We start from the raw sequence: 16,527 nt of genomic DNA, 5'->3' as shown, positions 1-16,527 counted from the left end.
CGGACTCAGCGGCCCGCCTTCAGCACCTCCGCCACGACCGGACCCGCCGCGTCGCCGCCGTGGCCGCCGGTCTGGACGACCGCCGCCGCGGCGAGGTCGTCGCTGAAGCCGGTGAACCAGCTGTTGGAGGTCTCCTGCCCGTCGACCTCCGCCGAACCGGTCTTGGCTCCCTTGTCGCCGCCCACCGAGGCCATCGCCTCCGCGCCGGTGCCCCAGGCGGCCGTGGCGCGCATCATCGTCTTGAGCTGCTGGGTGACGGAGGGGGACAGCGAGCGCGAGGCCTCGGCCAACTGCCGGTTGTCCAGGGACTTCGGGACGATGACCGGCTGCTGGAAGGTGCCCGTCATGGCGGTGGCGGTGATGGACGCCATGTTGAGGGCGTTCATCTGGACCGTGCCCTGACCGATGTACTGGGCGGCGGCCTCACCCTGCACTTCCTCCGGCACGCTGCCGTCGGTCGTGACGACACCGGACTTCCAGTCCAGGCCGATCCCGAAGACCTCCCGCGCCTCCTTGGCGAGCGCCGAGTCGTCGTCGACCTCGTCGATCAGCTTGACGAAGGCGGTGTTGCACGACCTGGCGAAACTCTGCGTGAACGTCGAGCCGTCCGGCAGCGAGAAGTGCTTCAGGTTGTGGATCGTGCGGGTGTAGTACCTGGCCTCCTTGGGGCACTCCGCCGCCCCGTTGGCCGTGACCAGGCCCTTCTCCAGCAGCAACGCCGCCGTCATGATCTTCAGCGTGGAGCCGGGCGCCTGCTTCCCCTGCATCGCCGCGTTGAACCCGGTCGCCGGGTTGTTGGCCACCGCGCGGATCGCCCCGGTGGACGGCCTCACCGCGACCACGGACGCCTCCGGGAACTTCTTCACCGCCCGCTCGGCCGCCGCCTGCGCGTCCGCGTCGATCGTCGTCTGCACCTTGCCGGGCTTGCCCTTGGCCAGCGTCAGCAGGCTGACGTCCGGCTGGGTCTCGTCGGCGGGCTCGATCCACGTCTCGATGCCGGGCGAACCGCCCGCGCTCTCCCCGTACTTCTCGCGCAGCGTGTCCAGAATCGGCCCGAGCGAGGGGTACTTCTCCTTGGTCAGGACCTTCCCGTTGTGGTCGACGGCCTCGATCGCCGGCGTCGAGGACTCGCCCGTCCTCAGCGTCGCGCCCTCCGTCAGCTGCGGGTGCACGACCGTCGGGGCCCAGTCGACCAGCGCCTTGCCCGTCGTCAGGCCGCGCACCACGGTCAGCTCCGAGGCGTACGACAGGGGCTTGGACTTCCCGTCGTACGAGACGGTCGCCTTCACCGTGTAGGGCACCTTCGTGCCGACCGCCGGGCCCGGGGTGATCTTCACCTTGCCGATGCGGGCGTCCTCGCCGTACGAGGCGAGCACCGGCTCCGAGCCCGCCTCGTTGTTGGTGAGGAGCGACGCGGCCGTCGCGTCACCGGACGCCCACGCGTCGAGGAAGCCCTTCGACGTCTCCGCTATCTCCTCCGCGCTCGGCGGCCCCGTCTTCACCTTCGACGACTCGGACGCGCTCCGCGTACCGCCGTCCCCGCCGACCGTGTCCCCGAGCATGCTGTACGCCCCGTAACCGAGCCCTCCGGCCACCAGGACGAACGCTCCGCCGATCACGGCGACCTTCGCTCCACTGCGCATCTCGCAGTCCCCCTCCCCAGGAGAGCCCCCTGAACACGTTCAAGGGGCAACCATGAGGAACCCTAAAGGCTTGTGGCAGGTGGTGACGGCGTTGTTACCGGACCGGAATGCTTGGCCGAAAAGCGCTCTCCGCAGTGTGGCGGTGGCCCGTGGCGGGCAGACTGGCCGGGAATGCGCGGGGGAGCGAGCGTCGGGGGGCGTGCGGCATGGGCATATGCGGGCGTGTGGCGGTGGCCCGGTGACGGCGTATCACATCAAGCGTCTGCCACCCGAGATCCTGCCCGACGGAGCATCCGTCACCTGGTCCGTGACCGGAGGCGGCACGGTCTCCCGGCTGTCCGGCGGCGTCGCCGTCTGGCCCGCCGCCGATGCCGAACGGTGGCGGAGGGCGGGAGTCCCGGCCGTGCTCGCCCCGGTCGCGGGCGGCTGGATCCTCACCGCCCTGGTGGCGGCGGCGTACGTCCTCCTGTTCGGGGTCTCGTCCGGCTCCGCGGCCTGGGGCGGCGGGGCCGGGGGCGGGACGGACTGGCTGAGGTACCCGGGCGTGGTCCTGCTGACCGCCCTGCCGTTCTGGTACCGGTACGTTCCGGTCGCGGCCGTTCCGGGCGCGCTGTACGTCGCCGTGGCGGCGGGGCTGTCCCTGGCCCGGCCCGGAGACTCCGACCGGCCGACGCCAGTCGGCCACCTGGTCGTCCTCGCCCTCTGCGCCGTGTTGCTCGCGGGAAGCTGCCTCCGGCTGCGGGCCCGCCGCCGGCAGCGGGCCCTCGCCCTCGAAGCGGCCGGAAAGCGTCGCTTCCCGCTGCCCGACCGCGTCCCGGAATCGGACGGCCGTCGCGGTCACGCTCAGGTGTACCTCGGGCTGGCGCTCTGCCTCGTCGCCGTGGGCATCCTCACCGACGGCCTGGTCGAGGACCTGACCTCGGGCGGCGCCGGGTACGACGCCGTCGGGCAGCAGCGCGTCGCCCTGGTGCTCCTCGTCGCCGGCACGACCTTCGGCGGCTGGGGCCAGCTCGCCTACCGGGCGGCGCGGCGGCTGCACGAGGAGGAACAGCCGGCCCTGATCGTGGGCGTGCGCGCCGGAGCGGACGGGCGCCACTGGATCTGCGCGGACGCCCGCACCCGCACCGCACCGCCCCTGATCGCGTACATCCCGCGCGCGAGAGACACCCGCGACCGGACGCGGCTCCTGGGCGGCGGCTCGGCGTACGGGGTGGGGAACGGGCACCACGACATCGACCCGAAGCACGAGCCCTTCGAAGCGGTCCTGTACGGCACCCTCGCGGAGGGCGACGAGGTCGTCCTCGCCTACGCCTGCGCCGAATACCACCGCTACCAGGAGATGGGGCGGATGTACGCGACCGTGACCACGGCCCCGCTCCGGCCGGACCGCCGCCACCGGCTGGGCCCGTGGGAACCGGCGGACGGCGCCGCCCGGCAGCAGGAGCGGCTGCGCGAGGGCCGGGAGCGGGCGGAGCGCCAACGGAGGGCGCAGCGCGAGGCGGAGGAGCGCCGCAGGAACCCACCGCCCCGCCCGTCGCGCGGGTCGAGCGGGAGCGGCTCCGGCAACCGGCACAACGGGGGCGGCGGCTGCGGGTCCACTTGCGGGTCTAGCTGCGGAGGCGGTTGCGGGGGCGACTGAGCCCCGGCTGAGCCCTGGGCGGCAACCCGTCGTGCCGGCAACCCGTCGTGCCGCGTTGCCGCGCTGCCGGCCGGCGGCCTACCGCCTTGGCGTCCTACCGCCCTGCCGGCCTACTGCGCCCAGTCGAAGACTTCCGACTCCAGGTCGATCTGCGCGGTGCCGCCGCCGAGGTTGAGCCCGCCGACGCCGTCCTCCAGCTCGAAGACGTACGGGGTCAGCCCCTCGGGCATCCCCTGGCAGGGCATGATCGTTCCGCCCAGGTGCGAGGTTCCCTCGATGCACGACCAGAACTCCTGGAGCTGCTCGTCCTCGGAGGACCAGGCGGCCACATAGCCGCCCGCGCCGTCCTCCGCCGGGGCGATGCCGGTGTTGGCGTCGCCGGTGCGCTCGCCGAGCCAGACGGTGGTCTCGGGCGCGCTGTCGTCCCAGGCGTTCTGGCCGCGGCTGTAGTGATCGCCGAGGCCGGCCGGGCGGATGTCGGCCGGAGGACCGATGCGGGGCGCGGCGAACTCCTCGGCGGTGAGCCACAGGAGCGCGTGCGCGCCGCCGATGAGGTCTTCCAGGTCCCGCTGCTGGGGATGGCGCGCCGCGGCCGTCGCGGCCACCGCGGCGAGGAACGGATCGGCGGCCTGCTCGGCGGTGGGCGCGGTGCCCTCCAGCAGCTCGGCGACGCCTTCGATGTCGTCGGCGACATGGTCGTCGGCCTGGAAGAAGGAGATGGCCACCAGGTCCTCGCCCTTGCGCCGGTAGTCCTCCGGCAGTCCGAGGGTGATGACGTGAATCATCGGCAGTCCGGTGACGGGGCTCCGCGGCCACGCGGCCGTCCCGATGCCGGGCGCACGACCGCCGCACCACCCGGCGACGCGGGCACCGGGCAGATCGGTCTCGATGGACTTGCCGGGGAGGACCGTCAGCTTGTCCGCGGATTCCCCGAACGCCAGTTCGTACGCCTTCACTGTGTGCCTTCCGTTCGACTGCGACGGCGCTCAACCTACGCGAGGGCTCTGACACCCCGGCCGTGGTTGCCGACAACAGGCAGCCGGGGCCGGTCCGGGTGTGCCGACATCACCCCGTGAAATCCCCTCGGTCACCCGCTTACCCTGCTCGGAAACGAGGAAGCGGAACGTCGGCTCGACGCCGACGGGCAAGGGGGGAGAGCCAAGTGGACGGCGAAGCGAACGGGGGCGGGTCCGCAGTGCGCGCCCCGGCGAAGACAGGTGCGGCCGGCGGCGGAGCGAACGGGCTGGGGCCCCGTGCGTCCATGCTGATGTCCTTGGCCCTCGGCCTGCTGCTGGGGGCGCTGTCGGCGCTGGTGATGTTTCCGGCGGCAGAGCACCTGCGCTCTCTCCAGGACGGCGAGCGGGCCCAGGCGACCCTGCACACCAGTGGCGCGTGCATGTCGGGCCAGTGCGAGGTCACGTTCGAGGCCGGCGGGCGGACCGTGGTGGCGGACCTGCCGGTGGGCAGCGGAGGCGGCAGGCAGTCCGTCGGCGCACCCATGACCGTCCGGTACCAGGCGGACGACCCGCAGGTGGTCGCCCGTGAGGAGGACGTCGGGGGCGGCGGCGCGGCCCTGCTGGCGTGGATGTCGGGCGGGGCCGCCGCGCTCTTCCTGGTGCTTTCGGGGGCGGCCGCGATCTATCTGGCGCGACAGCGGCGCACGTCATTGCGATGATGTGAGAGCGATGTGTGAATGCCGAATTGCCGGGCACCAGGACCTTTGCAACGAGGTTCTGGCGACATTCGGAACCGGGCGGTACCGGTGAGGTGCACTGAGGCCGTTGTGAAGTGCAGGCGCATACGCGTCTGAACCGACTTGACGATGGGAAACGAAAATGATCGTCCTTGGACTTATTCTGCTGATCATCGGCCTGCTCGTCGGCATGGGGATCCTGACGACCATCGGCGGAATCCTCATTCTGGTCGGTGCCATCCTGTGGATCCTGGGTGCTACCGGCCGCGCGGTGGGCGGGCGAAAGCACTTCTTCTAAACCCTCAGGTCCAGAAGAGAAACGCGGGCGGGCCGCGACGATGATTCGTCGCGGCCCGCCCGCGTTTCGGCTTCCTGCCCGCCTGCCCCGGTCACGCCGTGGCGTCTACACCCACGTGTCCAGCCACATCCGGTCCCGCCACAGGTCGTCCGGGATCTGCGTCCCCGTGAACAGGGGGTGGAAGTAGATGAAGTTCCAGACGATCAGGAGCACCAGCACGCCCACCGTGATCGCCCCCAGCGTGCGGCGGCGTTCGCCGGTGGGGTCCTGGGTGGTGAGGCCCAGTTCGGCCCGGGCGCCCGTGCCCGCCGCCGGGCCCGCGATGGCGCCCAGCATCATCGTCACGGCCAGACACAGGAACGGGACGAAGACCACCGCGTAGAAGAGGAAGATCGTCCGCTCCTGGTAGAAGAACCAGGGCAGCCAGCCCGCCACCACACCGCAGGCGATCGCGCCCGCCCGCCAGTCGCGGCGGAAGAACCAGCGCCAGAGCACGTACGCGAGGGCGAAGCAGGCCAGCCACCACAGCAGCGGGGTGCCGATGGCGAGGACCTCGCTGGCGCACTTGCCGGTCGCCGACTCCTCGCAGCCCGCCTGCTCCTCGTAGTAGTACGACACGGGCCGGCCGAGCACGAGCCAGCTCCACGGGTTGGACTCGTACGTGTGGCCCGAGGTCAGGCCGACGTGGAAGTCGTACACCTGGTTCTCGTAGTGCCACAGACTGCGCAGCCAGTCCGGGAACAGCCAGCTCCAGGAGGAGTCCTTGCCCTCGGTGGCCGCCCAGTTCCGGTAGTAGCCCTTGTCCGTGACGATCCAGCCGGTCCACGACACGACGTACGTGACGATCGCCACCGGCACCGTGGAGAGGAACGCGGGGATCAGGTCGCGGCGCAGCACCGCCTGGTACGGGTGCACGGCCCCTGCCGTGCGGCGTGCCCCGACGTCCCACAGGACCGTCATCAGGCCGAACGCCGCCAGGACGTACAGGCCGTTCCACTTCGTGGCGAAGGCCAGGCCCAGCATCACGCCCGCCGCCAGCCGCCACGGCCGCCACCCCAGGCGCAGGGTCTCCGCGATCCGGGCGTCCGGGCGCAGCACCCCTTCCTCGTCGACCGGCAGCGCGTCGGCCAGTCGGCGGCGGGCATGGTCACGGTCGGCCACCAGGCAGCCGAACGCGGCCAGCACGAAGAACATGACGATCAGGTCGAGCAGCGCGGTCCGGCTCATCACGAAGTGCAGCCCGTCCACCGCGAGCAGCAGCCCCGCCAGGCACCCCAGGAACGTGGAGCGGAACAGCCGCCGGCCGATCCGGCAGAGGAGGAGCACGGAGATCGTGCCCAGCACCGCCACCATGAAGCGCCAGCCGAACGGTGTGAAGCCGAACAACTGCTCGCCCAGCCCGATGATCCACTTGCCGACCGGCGGATGCACCACATAGCCCGGGTCGGTCGGGATCGGGACGGACGAGGGGTCCTTCAGGATCAGTTTGTCGACGTCCTTGGGCCAGGACCCCTCGTACCCCTGGTTGACCAGCGCCCACGCGTCCTTCGCGTAATACGTCTCGTCGAATATCACCGCGTGCGGCTGGTCCAGCCGCCAGAAGCGCAGCAGCCCGGCGACCAGCGTCACCAGCAGCGGACCGCCCCAGCCGGACCACCGCACCAGCCGGTCCGCCACGTGCGGCGGGATCGCGAGCACCGACCACACCTGCCGCCCGGGCCGGGTGTACGGCGGGTCCAGCCGGTCGCGGAGAGAGGTCTCCGGGCGGGGAACATGGCCGAAGCGGCGCAGCCGCCGTTGCCAGGAGGTCGGCTGTTCGCCGAGCGGGTCCCCGGCGTCTTGGCCCCGCTGGGTCTCGGGTGCGGTACTCGTCACCGCGCCATCGTAGGGAACGCATCTGTAGGAAGGGCGCTGCCCGTGCTGCGAGGATGGCTGATGTGACTGGAACGACTGGAACGCTCGTGCTCGCAGGGACCCCCATCGGTGACGTGTCGGACGCCCCGCCACGCCTCGCCGCCGAACTGGAGCGGGCCGACGTCGTCGCCGCCGAGGACACCCGGCGGCTGCGCCGGCTCACCCAGGCGCTCGGCATCCACACCTCGGGGCGTGTCGTCTCCTACTTCGAGGGGAACGAGTCGGCCCGTACGCCGGAACTCGTCGAAGCCCTGACCGGCGGCGCGCGTGTCCTGCTCGTCACGGACGCGGGCATGCCGTCCGTCTCCGACCCCGGCTACCGGCTCGTCGCCGCCGCCGTGGAGAAGGACATCCGCGTCACCGCCGTCCCGGGGCCCAGCGCCGTACTCACCGCGCTCGCCCTCTCCGGACTGCCCGTGGACCGGTTCTGCTTCGAGGGGTTTCTGCCCCGCAAGGCCGGTGAACGGCTCTCCAAGCTCCGCGAGGTCGGGGACGAGCGGCGCACCATGGTCTTCTTCGAGGCCCCGCACCGGCTCGACGACACCCTCGCCGCGATGGCGGAGGTCTTCGGCGACGGGCGCCGCGCCGCCGTGTGCCGGGAGCTGACCAAGACGTACGAGGAGGTCAAGCGCGGTCCGCTCGGCGAGCTGGCCGTGTGGGCCGCCGACGGCGTACGCGGGGAGATCACCGTCGTCGTGGAGGGCGCCACCGATGCCGGCGACGAGGGGCTGGACGCCGAGGAGTTGGTGCGGCGCGTGCGCGTGCGCGAGGAGGCGGGGGAGCGGCGCAAGGAGGCGATCGCCGCCGTCGCCGCCGCCGCGGGGCTCCCCAAGCGGGACGTCTTCGACGCGGTGGTGGCCGCCAAGAACGCGGAGAAGGGCGCGGGGAAGAACGCGGAGAAGGGCGCGGGGAAGGGCGAGCTGCCGAACTCGTAGCGCCTACGGCGTCTCGGTCAGCACGCCGTAGCGCCTACGGCGTCTCGGTCAGCAGGCCGTAGCGCCTACGGCGTCTCCGTCAGCAGGCCGTACGCCGTCGCCACGAACGTGTCCGCCCGGTGCACCCGCCGCGTCGCCGTCGCCGCCACCGCGAGACCCGTGTCCGGGCGGAAGCCCAGGAACGCCTGCTGGCCGAGGGTCGCTCCCGCGTGGAAGAGGACCGGGCCGTACGGGGACGGGTGGTGGAACCACGTGAGCGTGTGGGTGTGCGCGTGCCGCAGGCCCCGCCGCAGCAGGGGGCGGGACACGTCGGCGAGCGCGGCGCCCAGCGTCGGGTCCAAGGGGGCAGCAGGCCCGCACGGACGGTCCTCCGGATGTGCCTCCAGGTGCGCCTCCAGGAACGTCAGCAGGTCCAGCGGGGTCGCCCGGACCGCGCCCGCCGCCGTGAAGCCCCCGGTGTCCAGCGCGGGCACCGGCGTCCCGTCGCGGCGGTGGCCGACCGCGTCCGTGCCCTCCGGCCCCGGGCGCACCCGGGTCGCCGCCAGGCGCAGCGGGGCCAGCACCTGCTGGTGCAGCAGGACCTCCCACGGGGTGCCGGTGGCCGCCGCCAGGGTGTGGCCGAGGACCGAGACGGCGAAGTTCGAGTAGTGCCAGCGGGTCCCGGGCCGGTGGCGCGGGCGGGCCCGCAGGAAGGCCCGGACCACCCGGTCGGCCGGGTAGCCGCCGTACGGGCCGGTGGACCAGCGGGGCACCGCCTGCGGGTAGAAGTCGGCGGGCAGGCCCGGCAGCCCCGAGGTGTGGGTGAGCAGATGGCGCAGGGTGATCCGGCGCACCGCCGGGTGCACCGGGAGGCCCGGGGCCAGCAGGTCCGCCGCCCGGTCCGCGTACCGCACCCGGCCCTGCGCCACCAGCCGGGCCAGCAGCAGCCCCGCGAACGGCTTCGACGCCGAGCCCAGCTCGTAGCCCAGCAGCTCACGGGGGACCGGGCCGGGCTGCCCGCTGCCCCCGGTGTGGACGGTGCGCACCCCGTTCCGGCTGACCGCGAGCACCAGGTCGGGCGCGTCGACCGCACCGGCGGCCTCGGCCAGGAGGCGTGCGGTGGCCGGGGAGCCGGGGGTGTCCGCGAGGACCGCCGTCGTGTCCGTCATGCCGGGGCCGGGGCGGCGGAGAGGTCGGACAGGGCCCGGGACATCGCGAGCGCCGAGGCGAACGCGGCGACCAGCGTCGGGTGGTAGACGAGGTCGAACACCGATTCCTCGTCGCCCTCCGGCATCCCGCCGAGTACCGGCATCGCCCCGTCCGGCTGCTGGGCCTGCGCGAACCCCTGCCAGGCCGCCGGATCCAGTGTCGGTTCGGGGAGGCACGCGTCGACCACCAGCAGCTCGCCCAGCAGGTCCCAGCGCTTCAGGTCCAGCCAGTCGTCCAGCCAGACCGGCAGCCACAGCGCAAGGTACTCCGCGATGTCGGCGGGCAGCCCGGCCGGATTCTCGCCCCAGCCGGTGAGGTGGAAGACCGTGTGCGTGATGTCGTAGCCGATGTGGCCCTCGACCGTCCACGGCTCGGCCCGCCGCGCCAGCCAGGTGTGGGCCAGCGCCGCCGTCTCCGGGATGCTCGGCTCCACTCCGAAGCGCCGCTCGACCGCGCTCAGGCCGAGCCGCCGCACCGGTGGCACCTCCAGCGCCGCCCAGCTGGTCAGCCGGTGGTTGAGCCGGATCGCGGACTCCAGGTCCGGCTGCCGGTAGCCCAGCTCCCGGAACGGTACGTAGACCTCCAGCGGCACCGGCGACAGCGGTTCGCGCCGCTGGCCGTCCAGCAGCCGCGCACCGGAGTCCAGCAGTTCGTGCCAGGCGTGGTCCAGGAGCTTGTGGGCCAGGGAGGACTGCTGCGAGCCGGCCACGCCCTCGCGGAAGATGACCTTGCTGATCAGCGCCAGCTCGCCCAGCGGTTTGAAGCGGTCCAGCATTCCCGCCTCCGGGGGCGGGTCGGCCTCCAGCCGGAACCCCTCCCGGTGTTCGTACAGCCAGCCCAGGGCCTTCGCCCCGACGTCGTGGATCTGCTGGATGCCGCTGCTCATGCGGTCCGCCTTTCCCGGCCGGGCACGGACCCGTCCGTCCGTCCCGGCGACCGCAGCGACCTCAGGGACAGGGCCGCGGCGAAGGCCGTGACGAGCGTGGAGTGGTAGCAGTCGCTGAAGGGGTACGGGTCCGGGGCCGTCGTGTCCCGCACCGGTGGGCCGGTCTCCGGGACGCAGCCGGTGGCGTGCTGTACGTCGGCGAGCACCGGCCACACCGCGTCCAGCAGCGGCTCCGGAGCCGGGCCCGGCAGCGACGCCGCCACCGCCAGCAGTTCGCCCGTCAGGTCCCACTGGCCGCTCTCCAGGCAGCCGTCGGCCCACGCGGGCAGCCAGGTCCGCAGATAGCCGTCGATCCCCGCGGGGACCCGGTCGGGCATCAGGCCCCAGTCCGTGAGGTGGAAGACGGTGTGGGTCAGCGCGTAGCCGGAGGGGCCCTCGAACATCCACGGCTCCGACAGACCGCCCAGCCAGGTCCGGGACAGGACCGCGCCCGCGTCGGTGTGGGTCACCACGCCGACCCGCCGCTCGGAGTTGACCAGGCCCAGCTGCCGGTTGGCGTGCTGCTCGGTGTGGGCCCAGGCGCGGGTCGCGGTGAGCGGGCGGGCCAGGGCCTCGAAGCCCTCGTGGCGCAGCCCGTACCCGGCGAAGGCGGCGTAGATCTCGTACGGGTACGCGGCGAACGGCTCGGCGCGCAGCAGCTCCAGCAGCAGCTCGCCCGCCGTCACCTGCTCCCAGGCGTACGTGACGAGCTCCCCGGCCAGCTCGTGCTCCGGGCTGCCGGGGGCGGTGGTGCGGCGGATCGTGGAGCCGAGCTGGGCCAGTTCGCCCAGGGGCTTCAGCGTGGCGTTGACCTGGGTGTGGGGTTCCAGGACGTCGTCGGGGAGCGTGAAGTCCGCCCGGTGCGCGTCGGTCCAGGCGAGGGCTCCGGCCAGGACGCCGGGGAGGGCCGCGAGCGCGGCGCCGGGGGCCGGGTGTCCCCGCTGGGCCGCGGGCCCGGGCCCCGGGCCTGGGCGTCCCCGGGGGCTCTCGGCCGGGCGGTCCTGGGAGGAGCCCTCGGTCGCGGTCGTCGTCACCGTGTCCTCGCTTCGGCCATCAGCCGGGCGGCCCGCACATGGAGGGCGACCCGGGGGTCGTGGCCGCCCATCAGCTCGACGAAGTCCAGGCCGCGTTCCAGGCCCAGCGTCGCAGGTTCGCCGCCGATCGCCGCGAGCCAGCGGCCCGCGCCCGCCGCCTGGAGCCAGTCGCGCCGCCGGACCGCGCGGACGAAGCCGCGCGACAGGTCGACGGCCCGGTCCGTCGCGGCCCGCCGCACGGCCGAGGGGGCGGCCGGGACGGCCAGCGGGGCGAGGACCGAGAGCTGGTGGGTGAACGCCTGCCAGGGCGCCCCCTCCAGCCAGGCCGCGTCGGGCTCCGCGTACGTCGCGGGAGCGGCCGCTCCCGGTGTGGGCGGCGCCATCCGCTGGAGCGTGGAGATCAGGTGCCAGTGGCTCCAGGCCGTCGCGGCCGGAGCGTCGGGCTTCGGCGGGAACTCCCGCACCGCCCGGTCGAGCACGGCGACGTCACCCGGATGCGGAAGACGTCCGTAGAGAACACTGGGCAGCAGCAGGTCCGCCCCGATGACCCGTGCCGCCGCGATTCCGGTCCGATTCTCCTCGTCGATCCCCGCCGCGCCGCACACCGTGGCGAGGTGGTCCCCGCTCCGAAGAGCGAGGACCACCTCTGTCGCCAGGTCATGCACGGCGCCCGCCAAGGGCGACGAGTCATGTGTCTGGTCCATGTGCCGGCGACTAGCCCTTCTTGGGGCGCGGGGTCGGGGGCGCGAGCAGAAGCAGGCTGCCGCCGCCGATGAGCGCGAGGTAGGCGCACTCGCGGGAGTCGCGGTACAGGCCTTCGATCTCGCCCGGGTTGAGGGCGGCGTCGAGGTCGAGCTCGACGTCGGTGGCAGTGGTGTCCGTGGTGAACATGGGTTGTTCCCCGTCCTGTGGGAAATGGGGTGGACGTAATGAGTGAAAAGGACGAATGGGGGCGCCGCAAATCGGCGTCCGGCATCGGGGGAAATCGTGATTTCAATTGAATGGTGAATTCATGGGATGTGGGGAGTGGAAAACCCCGGGGATTAAGGGAAGGGAGGCGGGCGGACGGGGGTGGTGCGCCGGGCGCATTCACGACCGGCGCACGGCGCGCTCGGGGGCGCTCGGTGGCGCGGCGGTCACACACCGCCCTCCCTGGGTCCAGTCCACTGCCATGCGTCGGCAAAGGGCCCCCAAAGGAGGCCAAGAACGCACCAATATTGGCGCCGAGCTGGTGCGTCCGAACGGGTGCAGGTGTCCACTGGAGGGGACGGGCCACCTGCTCGAAAACCCTCGGGCGGGCCGCCCGCCCCCGGAGCGCGTGACCCGCGGCCAAGAGGAGCAGGCATGAGCGAGATCGCAGCCACCACCGTCCATGAGGCGTACGCCTTCGCCTGCATGAAGTGCGGGTACGGCTGGGAGCAGTCCTACGAGATAGAGCACCACGTCGACGTCCACGGTCACGCCTTCGTCGTCTACAAGGCGGACGGCGAGCGCGTGCCGTCCCCGCTCTCCGCGCCCACCTGCATGAACTGCGGCGGACACGTGGTGCGCATCATGCGGGCGGGGCGGGTCGCCGGCGTCCAGGAACTGCTGCGGAAGCAGCGGATGCCGCGCACGGCATCCGAGGCCGCCGCGAAGGACCGGACGGTGCCGGCCGCCGCCGTCCCGGCCCGCCACTGGCGCCTGTCGGACCTTTTCCACCGCAGGTGAGCCGACCCTTTCACCGCAGGTGAACCGACCCTTTCACCGGGGGTGACAACGGCTGTCATCCTCGGCGGCACCGTCGGCCACCGCAGGTGACACAGACCAACCACTGCGGGTGACGTGATCCTCCGAGCGCGGATGGGGTGGGGCCTTCCGTCGCGGATGACGTACCCGGGTGGCTTCCGCAGCCGACGGTCGTACGAGGGTGGGGCCCTCGTACGATCGTCGGCATGAGCCGTACCGAAGCCCCGCCGCTGCCCGAGCCCCTGCGGGTTCCGGTCGCCGACTCCCACACGCACCTGGACATGCAGGACGCCACCGTCGAGGAGGCCCTCGCCCGGGCCGCCGCGGTGAACGTGACGGCCGTCGTCCAGGTCGGCTGCGACGTGACCGGCTCCCGCTGGGCCGCCGACACCGCGGCCGCGCACCCCGCCGTCCACGCCTCGGTCGCGCTGCACCCCAACGAGGCCCCGCGCATCGTCCACGGGTACGTCGAGGGCGCCGCCGGCGCCGCGCGGCAGGGGGCGAGGGAGCCCGGCGGCAGGGCGGCGCTGGACGAGGCGCTGGCGGAGATCGACGCACTGGCCGCCCTCGACCACGTACGCGGGGTCGGCGAGACGGGCCTGGACTTCTTCCGCACCGGGCCCGAGGGCGTAGCCGCCCAGGAGGAGTCCTTCCGGGCCCACATCGAGATCGCCAAGCGGCACGGCAAGGCCCTGGTCATCCACGACCGCGACGCGCACGAGGACGTCCTGCGGGTCCTGCTCGACGCGGGCGCGCCCGAGCGGACCGTGTTCCACTGCTACTCCGGCGACGCCGACATGGCCCGGATCTGCGCGCGGGCCGGGTACTTCATGTCCTTCGCGGGCAACGTGACTTTCAAGAACGCCCAGCCGCTGCGGGACGCCCTGGCCGTCGCCCCGGCCGAGCTGGTCCTCGTCGAGACGGACGCCCCTTTCCTCACGCCTGCCCCGTACCGCGGGCGGCCCAACGCGCCCTACCTCATTCCGGTCACGCTCCGCGCCATGGCCGAGGTGAAGGGGCTGGACGAGGATGTACTGGCCGCCGCGATCTACGACAACACCGCGCGCGCGTTCGATTTCTGACCCCCGGGTTCTGATCCCGGGCTCTGACCCCGGGCTCTGACTCTCGGGTTCTGATCCCCGGGTTCTGACCCTCGGGCGGGCCCGGCTTCCGACCGCCGGGCCCGCCCCCGCGGGCACGCTTTGCGGCCGGGTCGCGCCTCGGCCGTAGGCTTACCGGGTGAGCAGCACAGAGCCCGACGCCCTCCTGGGCCCCGCAGACATCCGCGACCTGGCCGCGAAGCTGGGCGTACGCCCCACCAAGCAGCGCGGTCAGAACTTCGTCATCGACGCCAACACCGTCCGCCGCATCGTGCGCACGGCCGAGGTCCGCCCGGACGACACCGTCGTCGAGGTCGGCCCCGGGCTCGGCTCGCTGACCCTGGCGCTGCTGGAGGCGGCGGACCGCGTCGTCGCGGTCGAGATCGACGACGTGCTCGCCGCCGCGCTGCCCGCCACGGTCCGGGCCCGGATGCCGGAGCGCGCCGACCGCTTCGCCCTGGTCCACTCCGACGCGATGCTGGTCACCGAGCTGCCGGGCCCGGCCCCGACCGCGCTCGTGGCGAACCTCCCGTACAACGTGGCCGTGCCCGTCCTGCTGACCATGCTGGAGCGCTTCCCCAGCATCGAACGGACCCTCGTCATGGTCCAGGCCGAGGTCGCCGACCGGCTGGCCGCCCGCCCCGGCAACAAGGTCTACGGCGTGCCGTCGGTGAAGGCCAACTGGTACGCCGAGGTCAAGCGCGCCGGGTCCATCGGCCGCACCGTCTTCTGGCCCGCCCCGAACGTCGACTCCGGGCTCGTCTCCCTGGTCCGGCGCACCGAGCCCATCGCCACCACCGCGAGCCGCGCCGAGGTCTTCGCCGTCGTGGACGCCGCCTTCGCCCAGCGCCGCAAGACCCTGCGCGCCGCGCTCTCCGGCTGGGCAGGCTCCGCGCCCGCCGCCGAGGCGGCGCTCGTCGCCGCCGGGATCTCCCCGCAGGCGCGCGGCGAGGCGCTGACGGTGGAGGAGTTCGCGGCGATCGCCGAGAACAAGCCGGAGGCGGCCGCATGAGCACCTCGCACACCTCGCACACCGGAGGCGGCCCGGTGGCTCCCGCGGGTACGGCCGTCACCGTCCGCGTCCCCGCCAAGGTCAACGTCCAGCTCGCCGTGGGCGCCGCCCGCCCCGACGGCTTCCACGACCTGGCCAACGTCTTCCTCGCCGTCGGCCTGTACGACGAGGTCACCGCGGTCCCCGCCGACGGGCTGCGGATCACCTGCGCGGGCCCGGACGCCGCCCAGGTCCCGCTGGACACCACCAACCTCGCCGCCCGCGCCGCCCTCGCGCTGGCCGAGCGGTACGGCGTCGAGCCCGCCGTCCACCTGCACATCGCCAAGGACATCCCGGTCGCGGGCGGCATGGCGGGCGGCAGCGCCGACGGGGCCGCAGCGCTCGTCGCCTGCGACGCCCTGTGGGGGACCGGCGCGAGCCGCGACGAGCTGCTGGCCATCTGCGCGGAGCTGGGCAGCGACGTGCCGTTCAGCCTGGTCGGCGGGGCCGCGCTCGGCACCGGACGCGGCGAGAAGCTGACCCCGATCGAGGTCGGCGGAACCTTCCACTGGGTCTTCGCGGTGGCGGACGGCGGCCTCTCCACACCCGCCGTGTACGGGGAGTTCGACCGCCTCACGGCCGGCACCGAGGTCCCGGAGCCGACCGCGTCCCCCGCCCTCCTCGCCGCCCTGCGCTCCGGCGACTCCGGCGCACTCGCGAAGGCCCTGGGCAACGACCTCCAGCCCGCCGCGCTCTCCCTCCGCCCCTCTCTCGCCGAGACCCTGGCTGCGGGCACCGAGGCGGGGGCCCTGGCCGCCCTGGTCTCCGGGTCCGGGCCGACGACGGCGTTCCTGGTGGCGGACGAGTCGGCGGCCGAGAAGGTGGCGGCCGCACTGCTGACGTCCGGGACCTGCCGCGACACGCGCGTGGCGGCCTCGCCCGCGCCGGGGGCGATGGATGGCGCTTCTATGACCGCTTCGCCCAGTGGCCACCTCTAAGCTCAGTATCAGCCGATCTTCTGCGAGGCGCGGACACCTTACCCGTCGAAGATTATCTGGGACGTGCACAGAGTGTGAAGGAGTGACTATGCGGCCGCCGGTGATCGAGTCCATCAAAGTGGAGAACTATCGAGTTCTTCAGGACGTGGAAATTAAGAAGCTTAGAGGATGTCTCACGTGGCGCTTTGGTGGTGCGGCATGATGCTGCACCGTGAGGGTTGATCTGTCGCGTCGGCTGGTTCCGGACGAACTGTGGGAGCTGACAGCTCCGTTGTTACCAAGATTCACGTCCCGTCCGCAGGGCGGGGGTACTGCTCCGGTGGACGAGCGAGCGGTGTTCGCGGCCGTGGTGTACGTGCTGACGAGCGGGTGCGCGTGGCGGTATCTGCCGGAGTCGTTCGGCGTCTCGCCGGCCACCGCGCACCGTCGGTTCACCGCGTG

The 16,527-nt window shown here is 72.9% G+C and carries 17 protein-coding genes; 9 read left to right on the top strand and 8 right to left on the bottom strand.

The genetic code is table 11. The annotated features are described in order from the left end of the window. Nucleotides 1-5: 5 nt before the first annotated feature. Complete coding sequence (locus D581_RS0131210; RefSeq protein ID WP_018961048.1) at nt 6-1,643, bottom strand: penicillin-binding transpeptidase domain-containing protein; 1,638 nt, start codon at nt 1,641-1,643, stop codon at nt 6-8. A gap of 238 nt (nt 1,644-1,881) precedes the next feature. Between D581_RS0131210 and D581_RS0131205 the strand changes: the two genes are divergently transcribed. Then, nucleotides 1,882-3,282, top strand: a complete 1,401-nt coding sequence (locus D581_RS0131205) for a hypothetical protein (RefSeq protein ID WP_018961047.1) — start codon at nt 1,882-1,884, stop codon at nt 3,280-3,282. A gap of 110 nt (nt 3,283-3,392) precedes the next feature. Here the strand turns inward: D581_RS0131205 and D581_RS0131200 are convergent, their stop codons facing one another. Beyond that, complete coding sequence (locus D581_RS0131200; protein WP_018961046.1) at nt 3,393-4,238, bottom strand: hypothetical protein; 846 nt, start codon at nt 4,236-4,238, stop codon at nt 3,393-3,395. Nucleotides 4,239-4,543: 305 nt separating this feature from the next. Here D581_RS0131200 and D581_RS0131195 point away from each other — a divergent pair, with 305 nt between their 5' ends. Beyond that, nucleotides 4,544-4,957: a hypothetical protein gene (locus D581_RS0131195; protein ID WP_018961045.1), complete on the top strand. Its 414-nt coding sequence runs from the start codon at nt 4,544-4,546 to the stop codon at nt 4,955-4,957. Between the two features lie 160 nt (nt 4,958-5,117). Next, nucleotides 5,118-5,273, top strand: coding sequence for a hypothetical protein (locus D581_RS1000000140985; protein ID WP_018961044.1), 156 nt, complete (start codon nt 5,118-5,120; stop codon nt 5,271-5,273). Between the two features lie 105 nt (nt 5,274-5,378). On the opposite strand, the gene D581_RS0131185 is transcribed toward D581_RS1000000140985, so the two are convergent. Continuing rightward, on the bottom strand, nt 5,379-7,148 hold the full coding sequence (locus D581_RS0131185; RefSeq protein ID WP_018961043.1) for a dolichyl-phosphate-mannose--protein mannosyltransferase: 1,770 nt from the start codon (nt 7,146-7,148) through the stop codon (nt 5,379-5,381). Nucleotides 7,149-7,201: 53 nt separating this feature from the next. On the opposite strand from D581_RS0131185, the gene rsmI reads away from it, so the two are divergent. Further along, nucleotides 7,202-8,122, top strand: a complete 921-nt coding sequence (gene rsmI / locus D581_RS0131180; protein WP_199787858.1) for a 16S rRNA (cytidine(1402)-2'-O)-methyltransferase — start codon at nt 7,202-7,204, stop codon at nt 8,120-8,122. Nucleotides 8,123-8,187: 65 nt separating this feature from the next. On the opposite strand, the gene D581_RS0131175 is transcribed toward rsmI, so the two are convergent. From D581_RS0131175 to D581_RS1000000141760, 5 genes are read right to left on the bottom strand one after another with little or no spacing between them, the layout of a single operon-like run. Next, nucleotides 8,188-9,270, bottom strand: coding sequence for a serine hydrolase domain-containing protein (locus D581_RS0131175; protein ID WP_018961041.1), 1,083 nt, complete (start codon nt 9,268-9,270; stop codon nt 8,188-8,190). Then, entirely contained in the window at nt 9,267-10,196 is a 930-nt protein-coding gene (locus D581_RS0131170) for a DUF6895 family protein (RefSeq protein ID WP_018961040.1), read from the bottom strand. Before D581_RS0131170 ends, D581_RS0131175 begins: the two co-directional genes overlap by 4 nt. Continuing rightward, nucleotides 10,193-11,269, bottom strand: coding sequence for a DUF6895 family protein (locus D581_RS0131165; RefSeq protein WP_018961039.1), 1,077 nt, complete (start codon nt 11,267-11,269; stop codon nt 10,193-10,195). The genes D581_RS0131170 and D581_RS0131165 overlap by 4 nt, the downstream gene beginning before the upstream one ends. Then, entirely contained in the window at nt 11,266-11,973 is a 708-nt protein-coding gene (locus D581_RS0131160; protein WP_026291074.1) for a hypothetical protein, read from the bottom strand. The genes D581_RS0131165 and D581_RS0131160 overlap by 4 nt, the downstream gene beginning before the upstream one ends. Nucleotides 11,974-11,983: 10 nt before the next feature. Then, the gene (locus tag D581_RS1000000141760; protein WP_018961037.1) at nt 11,984-12,160 is read right to left on the bottom strand and encodes a hypothetical protein; all 177 of its coding nucleotides are present in this window, start codon (nt 12,158-12,160) and stop codon (nt 11,984-11,986) included. Between the two features lie 453 nt (nt 12,161-12,613). On the opposite strand from D581_RS1000000141760, the gene D581_RS0131150 reads away from it, so the two are divergent. The 5 genes from D581_RS0131150 to D581_RS01000000137980 form a co-directional block, all read left to right on the top strand. Next, on the top strand, nt 12,614-12,979 hold the full coding sequence (locus D581_RS0131150; RefSeq protein ID WP_018961036.1) for a hypothetical protein: 366 nt from the start codon (nt 12,614-12,616) through the stop codon (nt 12,977-12,979). Between the two features lie 224 nt (nt 12,980-13,203). Further along, on the top strand, nt 13,204-14,079 hold the full coding sequence (locus tag D581_RS0131145) for a TatD family hydrolase (RefSeq protein WP_018961035.1): 876 nt from the start codon (nt 13,204-13,206) through the stop codon (nt 14,077-14,079). Between the two features lie 157 nt (nt 14,080-14,236). Continuing rightward, nucleotides 14,237-15,109, top strand: a complete 873-nt coding sequence (gene rsmA, locus D581_RS0131140; RefSeq protein ID WP_018961034.1) for a 16S rRNA (adenine(1518)-N(6)/adenine(1519)-N(6))-dimethyltransferase RsmA — start codon at nt 14,237-14,239, stop codon at nt 15,107-15,109. Continuing rightward, a complete protein-coding gene (locus D581_RS01000000137985; RefSeq protein WP_018961033.1) occupies nt 15,106-16,086 on the top strand; it encodes a 4-(cytidine 5'-diphospho)-2-C-methyl-D-erythritol kinase in 981 nt (326 codons plus the stop codon). Before rsmA ends, D581_RS01000000137985 begins: the two co-directional genes overlap by 4 nt. A gap of 211 nt (nt 16,087-16,297) precedes the next feature. After that, nucleotides 16,298-16,527, top strand: a 230-nt coding sequence (locus tag D581_RS01000000137980; RefSeq protein WP_032753380.1) for a transposase, incomplete at its 3' end; no start/stop codon positions are given.

It is taken from the genome of Streptomyces sp. CNB091 (genome assembly GCF_000377965.1).
Note: the sequence above shows the minus strand (reverse complement) of the source record. Positions and strands in the feature narration are given on the sequence as shown.

Bases quoted from the DNA above. Each gene is read 5' to 3' on its own strand.
- D581_RS0131210 (WP_018961048.1), bottom strand. From the start codon at position 1,643: ATGCGCAGTGGAGCGAAGGTCGCCGTGATCGGCGGAGCGTTCGTCCTG.
- D581_RS0131195 (WP_018961045.1), top strand. From the start codon at position 4,544: ATGCTGATGTCCTTGGCCCTCGGCCTGCTGCTGGGGGCGCTGTCGGCG.
- D581_RS1000000140985 (WP_018961044.1), top strand. From the start codon at position 5,118: ATGATCGTCCTTGGACTTATTCTGCTGATCATCGGCCTGCTCGTCGGC.
- rsmI (WP_199787858.1), top strand. From the start codon at position 7,202: ATGGCTGATGTGACTGGAACGACTGGAACGCTCGTGCTCGCAGGGACC.
- D581_RS0131175 (WP_018961041.1), bottom strand. From the start codon at position 9,270: ATGACGGACACGACGGCGGTCCTCGCGGACACCCCCGGCTCCCCGGCC.
- D581_RS0131170 (WP_018961040.1), bottom strand. From the start codon at position 10,196: ATGAGCAGCGGCATCCAGCAGATCCACGACGTCGGGGCGAAGGCCCTG.
- D581_RS0131160 (WP_026291074.1), bottom strand. From the start codon at position 11,973: ATGGACCAGACACATGACTCGTCGCCCTTGGCGGGCGCCGTGCATGAC.
- D581_RS1000000141760 (WP_018961037.1), bottom strand. From the start codon at position 12,160: ATGTTCACCACGGACACCACTGCCACCGACGTCGAGCTCGACCTCGAC.
- D581_RS0131150 (WP_018961036.1), top strand. From the start codon at position 12,614: ATGAGCGAGATCGCAGCCACCACCGTCCATGAGGCGTACGCCTTCGCC.
- D581_RS0131145 (WP_018961035.1), top strand. From the start codon at position 13,204: ATGAGCCGTACCGAAGCCCCGCCGCTGCCCGAGCCCCTGCGGGTTCCG.
- D581_RS01000000137985 (WP_018961033.1), top strand. From the start codon at position 15,106: ATGAGCACCTCGCACACCTCGCACACCGGAGGCGGCCCGGTGGCTCCC.